This is a genomic window from Pseudonocardia sp. (assembly GCF_035305885.1).
Classification (GTDB): domain Bacteria; phylum Actinomycetota; class Actinomycetes; order Mycobacteriales; family Pseudonocardiaceae; genus Pseudonocardia.
Window position 1 is genome coordinate 1 of record NZ_DATGOP010000141.1, and the last position, 11,215, is coordinate 11,215.

Below are 11,215 nucleotides of genomic sequence, written 5' to 3' on the forward strand. Positions count from 1 at the left end.
GGTCGCGCACCTGCGCGCGGGCGCGCCCGAGGTCGTGCTCGCCGACGGCCTGGACTCGTTCGAGCCCGGCCTCGCGGTGCACCCGCTGTTGGCCCGCGCGATCGCCGCCGACCCGCGGCTGGCGCTCGGCAGGGGCCTCGCCGACGCGGTGGTGGTCCGGCTCGCCGAGCGGGCCGGGTTCACCCCGACCACCCGAGACGGGCGGGACCTGTGGCGGCTGGCCGGGCCCGCCCCGCTGCTGGTGGCCGACGGCGTCGCGGCCCGGGTGCCGCTGCTCGATCCCCGGGTGGGGTCGTTCGCGCTGATCGGCGAGCTGTGGCGGGCCGCGGGTGACCCCGTGCTCGAGTTCGGGTCGGTCCGGGTGCACCAGGTCGCCCGCGACGGGCTGGTGCACTCGCTGGTCCTCGAGGACGGCGAGCTCGTGTGGCTGCTCGTCACGAATCGGGCGAGCGGGGCGGGCACCGAGCGGCACGCCTGGAGGACACTCGCCGCGTCGTTGCCCACCGCTTCCCCGCACGCGCCCGCCACCGACGCCGGGAGTGCGGTCGAGGTGGGCACGCCGGAGGCGGCCGCGCAGCTGGCCACCGGGGCGACGCTGCGCTGGGAGCTGCGGGCCGACGGCACGCTGTGGCTGGTGCCGGGGCTGGGCTCCGGGACGCGGGCGCCGGTCACGGGGACCATCACCGGCGCCGACCTCACCGTCCTCACCCGCATCCGGCGCGACTACGACGACACGGACGCCGAGAACCGGGTGCTCGCCGCGATCGCCGAAGCCGCCTTCGCGCGGCACGGCATCACGACCGGCGACACCGAGCGGTTCGCCCTCGAGCTGCGCGCCGCGCGGCTGGTGCCGATCGCGTTCGACGCGTCCGGCGCCCCCGTCCAGCTGGACGCGGCCACCCGGGTCGCGGTGCGCGAGCTGCTCGACGAGCTGGAGCGGCGCGGTGCGGTCCGGTCGAACGCCGCGCACCTGGACAAGGCCAGCCCGGCCGGCCTGTGGGCCGCCGCGGGCCTGGACTACGTGCACGTCGCCGGGGACGCGGAGCTGGCGCGGCTGCTCGCCGAGGCTGGGCTGGGCGAGGTCGGCGTCGTCTACCTGCTCGACCTCGAGCGCGGGCGGGTGGTCGTCGGCCTGCGCACGAGCGGCGACGTGCTCGACCGGGCGGAGACCGCGCGGGCCCGCGCGGCGATGGAGCGGGTGGTGGCCCGGATCGCGCGCGACCCGACCACGACGCCCGCGCAGGCGTGGCGGGGGCTGAACCCCGTCGAGGCCCACGCCGAGCTCCTGCTGGCCCGCGTGGCGCACGCGGACACCCACCTGTTCGCCTGGCAGGCCGTCGTCGAGATGCTCGCCGAGCAGGGGGTCGCGGCCGACCGCGCCGCCGTCGGGCAGGCCCGGGAGGTGCTCGACGGCGTGGCGGCGAACCTGGCCGCGGCCGCGGCCTTCCTCGACCGCGCGGGCGAGGGGGCCGACGTCGCCGAGCTGCGCGCCCGCCACGCGTACAGCAGCGACCTGCTCGACGAGCTGCGCGCTGCCCTGGCCCGGATCCCGGGCGCGGGCCGGGACGGGGCGGCCATCCGCGGCGGCTTCCTGCCCGGCGAGGAGGCGATCCTGCGCTCGGTGCTGCGGCAGGCGCTGCGGCGGGGGATCGCCACACCGCAGGACCCGGCCGAACTACCGGCGTCACCGCGCGGCCCGCCCGCGCGGGTGGTGGTCGTCCCCGGCGTGTTCCTGCGCCTGCACGGACTGAGCCGGGTCGTCGACCACCTGGGCGCCTACACGCTGCACACCGACGGCGGCGCGGTGGTGGTGTTCACCGACGAGATGCTCGTGCGGCTGCGGGCCGCCGGGCTGGCCGCGGAGATCCTGGCGATCGAGATCGACGACCGGGTGCTGGGCCGGCGCGACGAGGACACCCACCAGCGGCACGTCGACGCCGTCATGGGTCGGCTGTCGCGGCCGATCGGCCACCGGGAGCCGACCGCGCCGGAGGTCGAACGGCTGACCCGCGACCTCGTGGTGCTGCTGGGGAAGACGCCGGCCGGCGTGCTCGACGTGCCCGAGCTCCAGCGCGTGCTGCCCGTCTCGGCCGCCACGCTCCGGTACGCGGTGTGGGCGGCGGGCGGCGAACTGTTCGTCTCCGACGACGGTTCGCGGGTGGCGCTGACCGAGGTGATGCGGCGGTGGTGGCTGGACCACGACTTCCGGGCCACCGACGCCGAGCGCGCCGAGTACCGCGAGCTGCTCGGCCCGTACCGGATGCGCCTGATGCGGAGGGGCCTGATCGCGCCCTCGCTGCGGCGGCTGCGCGCCTGGCACCCCGAGCTGGAGGGCGTACCCGCCGAGGACCTGCTCGCCGGCCGTGACTACACGAGGTGGGGATCGCGGTTCAACCGGGCGCTGCGCTCGGTTGACCTCGCCGAGCTCGCCAGGTGGACGGTGCACATCCGGATGCTGGTGTCCGGGCTCAACCAGCTCCCGTACCGCGGCTGGGTCAACCGCGGGGTGTACTTCGAGAGCGCCGACGCGGCGGCCCGGTACGCGCAGCGCTACGTGCCGGGTCGGACGGTGACCGAGTCGCAGATCATCAGCGCGAGCAAGCGCAAGGGCTTCTCGCCGACCGTCAAGTTCCGGATCTTCTCGGTGACCGGCGGCTACGCCGGCCTGGTCTCGAGCGTCCCCGCTCACCACGAGGTGACCTTCCGGCCCGGCACCACCTTCCACGTCCTGCACCGGCAGCAGGACCGCCGCGGGCGCTGGACGGTCGTCCTGGTCGAGGACGGCCCGGAGGGACCCGACGCCCCGTGGCCGGGCGTCCGGGACGAGGGCCTGCGCGCCGCCCTGATCGCGCGCATCGCCCGTGGCGGCAAGTACCGGTCCCACTACCACATCGCGACCCTGAAGGACCCGGTCCAGCGCCTGCTGGCCCACCTGGGAGCGCCCGGGCCCCGCGTCGCCCTCGTCGGCGCGGGCGCGGTGCTGGTCCTGCTCGTGTCGCCCGCGCTCCTGCCCGTGGTGGTCGGGTTCCCCTTCTACGTGTTGGCGCACCGCCTCGCCCGGGAGGCCGTCCACCTCGCCCACCGCGCGTGGGTCGCCTTCGACCGCCGGGTGTGGCGGTCGGCCCGGCCGCGTGCACCGGACGGCGTGGTCGGCACCCGTCCCTTCACCGACGAGGAGCAGCGGGCGATCCGCGAGGCGCTCGGGCAGGCGTGGGACGTCGCGGCGGCCCGGGCGCCGCGCGGGTCCGGCAGCGGCCGGGCGCTGCTGCGGGCCGAGCGGTGGGTGTACGGGCCGCTGCGCTCCCGGCTGCGCGGCTGGGAGATCAGGGTCGTGACGGCCACGAACCTCGCCCAGGCGCTGGCGCGGCGCGGGACGAGCGCTGCGGACGCGGCCGGGCTGGCCTGGCAGCTCGTCCTGTCGCTCGACACCGCCAACCGGGTCGCCTACCTGACCGACGAGGCGGTGGGCGCGGTCGTGCGGCACACCAAGGAGCACCGCCTGCTCGAGCGGGGTTTCTGGCACCTGTTCCTCGACCGGCTCGCCGAGCGGGGCCCGTCGGCGCTCGACGGCGGCGGCCGCACCGAGAGCCTGGACGGTTTCCTCGGCCTCGTCCGCAGCCGGATCGGGGAGTCCACGGCACCGCGGGGCGCGATCGGGCTGCGTTTGTCGAGCCCGCGGTGGGTCTCCTGCTCCGGCTGCGGCCACCGGCACTGGGGACCCGAAGGCGCGGCGGGCATGCTGCTGGTCCACGAGGCGCTGGACGGCAAGCGGTCGGTGCTGCTGCAGCTGCGCGCCGGCCGCAACCAGAACGCGGGCACGTGGGGCCTGCCGGGCGGCGCCGCCGAGCCCGGCGAGCCGCCCGGGGCGACCGCGGTGCGCGAGACGTTCGAGGAGACCGGGCTGCGCCTCGGCGAGCACTACGGTCTGGCGGGACGCGCCTACGTCGACGACCACGGCGAGTGGGCCTACGTCACCGTCCTCGGGCTGGCGCGCTCGACGGACCTGCCGAAGCTGCCGGCGAGGGCGCGCGCCGAGAGCGCCGACGTCCGCTGGGTCCGCGTCGACGAGGTGCCCACGCTGACGCTGGAGCCCGGGCTCGCCCTCGCCTGGCCGACGTTGGCGACGGTGCTGCTGGACCGCGCCGCCCTGCCGTCGGCGAGCGCCGCCGCGCTGGACGGCGTGCCGCTCCTGCACCCGGCGCGCGGCCCACCGGGCCGGGCGGCCACCGCGGCCCGCCACCGGGCCTGGATCGCGACGTCCTTCCGCGCGCTGCTGAGACCGGAGGCCCTGGCCGCCGCCGCGGTGGTCCTCGGCTCGCTCCTCGCCGCCGTGGGCGCCGGGTGGCCCACCCTCGTGGCCGGCCTGGTGCTCCTGCTGGAGGCCGTGGTCCTGCGGCAGGTCGGTGCCGCGCTGCGCGACCGGTGGGACCCGACGTCCCCGATCCCGACGTGGGCGCACCTGCTGCTGGCCAACGCCGGTACCGAGGTCGGCCGCTCCTTGCTGATCCGCGTCGCCGCGTTCGCCGGGGGCCTGCTGATCGGCGCGGCCACGGGCGTGTCGGCGGCCGCGGCGGTCGGTGCGTTGGCGATGGCGGTGCCGCCCGCCGGCGGGCTCGGACCGGACGGGAACCAACCGGCCCGGGAGGGACCCGGGTTGCGCGCCCGGATCGCCGACCGCTTCGGCGCGATGGGTTCCTGGCTGCGCCGCCACCAGGGTGAGCTGCTCGGCCTGCCGCTCACCGGCCGGTGGCGGACGCCGGCTGACCACGCCCGGGCGCTGCACGACCGGCTGACCGCGCGCCAGCGGGATGCGGGCACCCGGTTCGCCGCCGAGCGTGACCGGGTGCTGACCCCGCCTGCGCCGCACAGCGGCGCCGTGCTCGACGGTGCGTGGGGCCCGGGCCGGGAGGAGCGGTGGCAGCGGCTGCTGCCCCAGCTCGAGCGGCTGGGCGTCGTCCACGAGCACGGCACCGCGGACCCGCGCGCGCCGCCCGGGGTGCTGGAGATCCCGCTCGACGAGGCGGTGTTCGACCTGCTGCGGTCGAACCGGCTCGCCGACCTGCCCGGACGGCTCGTCGGCTACTACTGGGCCGACCGCGAACTCGTGGTGGTGTTCACGCCCACGCTGCACCGGCTGGGGAGGGCAGGGCTCCTCGACGAACTGCTGGTGCACGAGGACTTCTTCCACCGGCAGGGCCGCGTCGGCGCGCGCAACGAGGCCGGGCGGACGCACGACGAGGACGCCGCCGAGATCATCCGGCGGCTGGCCGCCACGTTCCCGCTCACGGGCGCGATCGTCTTCGACGCCGCCGGTTCCCGGGTCGCGCTGACCCCGATCCACATCGCGTTGCTGCGCGCGGTGCTGGACGAGCGGGCCGTGGCGAACGCCGTCGAGCACCGCAGCGACGCGCTGACGCTCGACGTCGCCGGCGCGACCGGCCCGGGCACGCTCGTGTTCGTCGACCAGCTCAACGAGCGGCTGTCCGAGATGCTCGATGCCGCGGGGATGGACCCGGTCGTGGTCGTCCACGTGGTGTTCGCGGGGTCGACGGTCGTCGTGGACCGAGGGCTGTTCCTCGAGCGGATCCTGCAACTGCCCGAGGCGGTCCGCCGAGGCCTGTGGGCGGACGACCCGCGGGTCGAGTTCGACGACCGGCTCGCCGAGCTCGTGCGGGAGGTGCCCGCCGCCGTCGACGAGGCCCTCGTGGTGCGGCGGCTGGCCCGGTACGCGGAGCAGGGGGTCGAGCGGGCGGCGGCGGCCTGGGAGCTCGGCCGGTTCGACGACACGCTCGCCGTGCTCGCCTGGTTGGACGAGGCGATCCCCGTGGCGCGCGCGGTGCTGGCCACGCCAGGCGCATGGCTCGCCCGAGTGGACGACCGCGTGCCCGACGCGCTGGACCGGGCCGCGGCCCGGACCGCCGACCTGCTGGCCGAGGCCCGCACGCCCGCGGTGCTCCACCGGATCGGGCAGCGGGTGTTCGACGTGGTGGACCGCGACGGCATCGACCGGAGGCTGGCGTCGCTCGCCGAGGCGGTGCGTGCGCCGGTGGAGCTCGTGCGGGCCGCGGTGACCGCGCACGAGGCGCTGGTGCTCTCCGACGGCGGGTGGGTGAGCGTGCTCGACGTCCGGTCGGTGCCCGACCCGGCGCGCGACCCGCGCGCCGGCGGGCTCGAACTGCCGGGCGTCCTCGCCCCGGACGGGGCGCTCACGACCCTGGCCTCGGCCTGGCTCGTCGGCGAACACCGGCCGCTGAGCCCGATCGAGCGCAGCGCATGGCTGCGCGCGGTGGTCGAAGGGGCGTGGCGGGCGTCGCGGGGCGCGGCCGCGGTGATCGGCCGGACGGAGGTCCACCGGGTCGCGATCACCGTCCCGGGCGGGATCCGGTTGCTCGGGCCGAACGCCACCGACGCCGCGGAGCTGGTGCTCGTGGTCCAGCGGATCCGCGGCGGCAGGCACCGGTTGCTGAACGCCTTCCCCAGCGCCGGTGGCGACCTCGCGCTGCGCGGGCTGCGGCTGGCCGATTCGGTGCCCGCCGTCCGCGACGGCCGCGAGCCGATCGGCGCCGGGGTGGCCGTCGCCCCCGACCTCGTTCTCGCCCCGCTCCACCCGTTCGCGGGCCGCGAGCTGTGGGACGTGGCGATCGGCGGGGTGGCGCCCGACGAGGTGATCGCGCTGGCGCCGGACCGATTCGGCGTGGCCTCCCCGCTGGTCGCGCGGGCCCGTGAGCTCGACCGGTTGCTGCACGGCGTGGACCTGGGCACGGCCGACGTCGCGGTGGTCCACGTGCCGGGCTTGCACGCGGTGCCGCTCACCGTCGCGACCGGCCCGGTCGAGGTCGGACGTCCCGTGGTGGTGCCCTTCCGGGACGAGGCGGGCGTGTTGCGGACGACCGTCGCCCCGGTCGTCGCCGCCGGCCCCGCGACGATCACCCTCGCGGCGCCGGTCGAGCCCACCGCCGCGGGCAGCCCGGTGCTCACCGCTGACGGCCGCGTCGTCGGCCTGATCACCCACGTCGACGCACAGAACGGGCTGGCCACCGCGCTCGCCTCCCCGCTGCTGATCGCCGCCGCCGCGGCGGGCCGGGCAGACGTGCGCGCGTCCGGGGCGACGCCGGACCGGCTGCTCGACCACGTCCTCGTGCGGCTGGACCTGGCGCGCGTCGCCCGGGAGGCCGGGCGGGCGCGGGAAGCGCGGCGCCACTTGCTGCGGGTCGAGCTCGCGCTGGACCACGTGGCGGCCGAGCTCGGCTCCCGCCCGCCCGGCGCCGCGTTCGACCGCATGGTGCAGATCGCCCGCCGCTGGTGGCTGGAGCTGCAGGCGGCGCGCGGTCCGCCCGCCGATGCCGGCGCGGCCGAGCTCGCGACCCGGCGCGCCACCGTCTTGCTCGCCCCCGAGAGCGCCCCGGCGGACCGCCTCGCCGACGCCGCGCTCGTCCTCGGGCAGCCGACGGCCTGGCGTCTGCACCTGCACCACGTCGTCACCCCGGCCGGCCTCGCCGCGGTGCGGCGGGCGCTCACCCCGCCCACGGGCGCCCACCGGCCGACCCGCGCGGATCGCGAGCGGGCCCGACACAGCCTCGAGGTGCTCGCCGGGCTGCTGCCCGCCGACGCCGGGGACGCGCTGACCGCGGTGCTCGCGCGGTGGGCAGAGCCCGGTGGGCCGCCCGACGGCCTGCTCGGCTACCTCGAGGGCGAGCTGCCCGAGCAGGCGTCCGGCGTCGCCGGGTACGCGCTCGCCGCGGCCCGGTACCACCTGCGGCAGGCCCAGGCCCGCCCCGGTCGGGCCGGGGGCTCCGGCCTCGGGACCGCGTTCGCGATCACCGGGCTCACCGGGGCGGCGTGGTGGGGCCTCGCCGCCGTGCCCGGTGGGAGCGGCCGGGCCGAGGCCGCGCCCCTGCACCACGCCACGTCCGCCGCGTCCGAGGGGGACACCTCGGTCCTGAAGGCGATCGCGCTGTTCGCGGCGGTCTACGTGGTCTACCGGGTGCTGCGGGCGGCGGGCGAGTGGGTCGGGCGCACCCTGCGGGCGGCGAGCGAGGCGATCGTCGGCCTGCTGCGGTGGCCGTTCGAGGCCGCCGCGATCGCGGCGAAGGGCCTGCTGACCCGCCTGCGGTGGGTGCTGGTGGGTGCGGCAGCCGGCTGGGCGGGCGCCGCGGCCGGGTACGGCGCCGCCGCGGTGGCCGTCGGCCTGGTGCTCGCGGTCCTGCCCGCGGTCGCCGCGGTGGTGTTCGTGGTCGTGCCCGAGCTGCGTGGGCGCGACCCGGTGGACCGGGTGCGCCACCTGGTGCGGGCCTGGTACGAGGTCGGGCCGCCGTGGCAGGTGGGGGTGGGCCTCCTCGCGGGTGTCGTCCTGTGGGGCGCCGTGGGCGGGGACGTGGGCCACGCGCTCGCCGCGGCGGCAGTCCCGGGCGCGGCCGGCGGCGCGCGCCCACCGGCCACGGGGCGTGGCGTCGTGATCGCTGATTCGGACCGGGGCCTCGTCGTCGTCACCCACCCCACCGCGGTCGCAGAGGTGCTCGCCCAGGTGCGCGCGCTCTGGGGGCGCAAGGCGATCGTCCAGGGCGGCGACCGGCGGGTGCTCGGGCCGAGCGGGCTGTGGACGGCGGCCGGCCTCACCCCGTTCCTCGCCGACGAGGCGCCGGAGCTCACCGTCCCCGGTCTGCGCGAGGTGCGGGTGCGCTACGTGCTCGTCGTCGAGCGGCGCGCGGTGGTCGTCTCCAGGTCCGCGTACGACACCGCCGTCAGCGGGATGGACGAGCCCACCCGGGCCGCCCTGGAGCTCGAGCTCCTGCGCGGGCTCTTCGGCGGCAACCCGGATGAAGGCTGGCGGCCGCTCGCAGCGGAGAGCGTCCCGCCCTCCACCCGGCCGGCCCCGGAACCGGTCTTGCTGCCCGCCGTCGACCACGTCGAGACCTTGGGGAACGAGTACGGCCAGCCGAACGCCGTCCTGGTGCGGCCGCGCGGGGCGGGGTCCCGCCGCCTGGTGGTGCATCCCCGCGGGGCGGACCTGGCCCGCGTGCTCGACACCGCGGTCGCCTACCGGGTGTTGGGCGCGCCGGCCGTCCCCACCTGGCCGGCCGTCCTGGCCGAGGACGTCCTCGACGCCGACGGCGCCGTGGTGTTGCGGGCCGGCGAGACGGTGGAGGTCGGCCACTTCCGCCCCGGCGGACGGGTCGATCTCGCCGATCCGGTCCAGCTCGCCCAGGTGGCGCGGCTCTTCGCGTTCGCCTCCGTGCTCGGCGACGACGACCTGCGCGGGCTCAAGGAGGACAACCTCGTCCGGGACCGGTTCGGCAACGTCGGCCTGGTCGACTTCGACACCGCCCTGCAGCTGGATCTCGGCCCGTCCGAGGCCGTCTTCCGGATCGGCTTCGAGACCGCGGCGATCGAGACGCGGTCCGCGCAGCGGGTCTTCGGCTTGCTGACCGAGGCCGACGTGCTCGCCGGCTACCGATACGTCGTCGCGCGGCGCGCCGAGCTGCTGGCGGTGATCCGCGATCCGTTGCGGCGGGTGGCGGTCGGGGCGCGGGTGGACTGGATGAGCCGGGTCGTCGCGACGAGCCGGTTGCCGGGGTGGCTGCGCGGGCAGCTCGCGGAGGCGAACGCGGTGGCGGCTGCAGCCCACCCGGGCCCGCGGTTGCCCGCCCACGCCTACCGCCCCGGGTTCAGCGCCGAGCAGACGCAGCTGATCACCTCGGCCCTCGCCCGGATCCGGCGGGAGCGGGCGGCACCGCTCGACCGGGATCCGGCCGCGGCGGGGCTGCGCGCCGGCGAGGCGCTGCTGGTCTTCCCGGGCGAGCGGCTGGCCGCCGAGCTGCGCGCCCGGCTGTCCGAGGCCGCGGCCGCGGATCTCGTCGAGCGGCTGGTGGCCCTCGCGTGGCACGACGCCGATGGCCTGGTCGTGGCGGTCGGCGAGGAGCGGTACGCCGAGCTGGCGCGGCTGGGCGCGCTCGCGGCGGTGGTCGACGGGGCGCGCAGCCGGGCCTCGCCGCCTGCGTGGGAACGCCTGCGCGGCACGGGCGCCGACGACCCGGCGTTCTGAGGGCTCGCGGGTGACGTCCTCGAGTGGATCGTCGAGGAGGGCGCCGCTCGCGGCGGGTGTGCGACCGCGTTGCAGCACATCGCCGAGACGCTGGTGGCCGGCTCGCTGCGCGGCGGGCGGGAGCTCGTCGACGACTACCTGCGCTGGATCGCGCCCCGGCTCGGCTCGCCGTCCTGGCTCGCGAAGTGGTGGCCGACGGCGAGCCTGCCGGCCCGGGCTGCGCTCGGGGGTCCTCGTCGCGCTCGTCGGCCGTCCGCAGTGGCCGCGCGAGCTGCCGCAGCGCCGGCGCGAGAGGCGGGACCTCGAGCGGCTCGTCCGGATGTGGAGCGATCGCGCGCTCGCCGAACACGCGAACGCGCTGGAGGAGGTGCTGCTCGCGGCGTCGGCGACGCGGACGCCCGCCACCCAACGCCGCGGATCGTGGCTGAGCCTGGTCCGCGCGACCGTGGCGGTCGCACTCCACTCCGATCCCGCACGATCGGCGCGGGTGCTCGACCTGCTCGGCCCCTGCCAGGGGCTACCTCGCCCGCTGGGCCGGACGCCGACGTCGTCGCCCTGCGCGCCGCCGCCACGGCCGACGTCCAGGCGATCGGGAGCGGCGCAGCGTCCCGCCGTCCACGCAGATCTCTACGCCTCCCGCGCACACCCCGGGAGAGCGGCCCGCGCCCGCGATGTCGGGAACGGTGACGCTTCACCACCGCACCACCGATCGCGGGGCCGACAGCATCCGCAGCCGGGGTATCGACCTGTCCGTCCAGTGGGACCGGACCGATTTCGGGACCGGCTTCTACACGACGCCCGACCACTGGGACGCCCGCCGGGTGGCGCGCAAACGCACCCGACGGGACGTGCCGGCCGAGGCGTTGAACGAGATGTACGGCATCTGGTTCCCGAGGGCGAGCCGCGAGTACCAGGACCGACACGCGACCGGTGGGACCGAACGGCGTCGAGTGCCCGCGATCCCGACGGCATGGACTGGTTCCTGCTCCAGCAGCGCGCCAGCGGTGACCACCCGGGAACCTGAGGGCTGCTCGGCGGCGCCCGCGAGGCCGGCGGGTCGGCCGAGCGGGCGGCAGTGCGGGAAGCCGAGGAGGAAGGCGGTCTCCACCCGTCGTGTGTACACGATCCCCGGATCGTTCCTCGACGATCACGGCGATCGGGGGTTCACCACGG

General features: G+C 77.3%; 1 protein-coding gene. It reads left to right on the forward strand.

The window, feature by feature from the left end; translation table 11 throughout:
• Nucleotides 1-34: 34 nt before the first annotated feature.
• Nucleotides 35-10,042 (forward strand): NUDIX domain-containing protein, encoded by a 10,008-nt coding sequence (locus tag VKZ81_RS32140; protein ID WP_324245516.1) that lies wholly within the window; start codon nucleotides 35-37, stop codon nucleotides 10,040-10,042.
• Nucleotides 10,043-11,215: the final 1,173 nt, after the last annotated feature.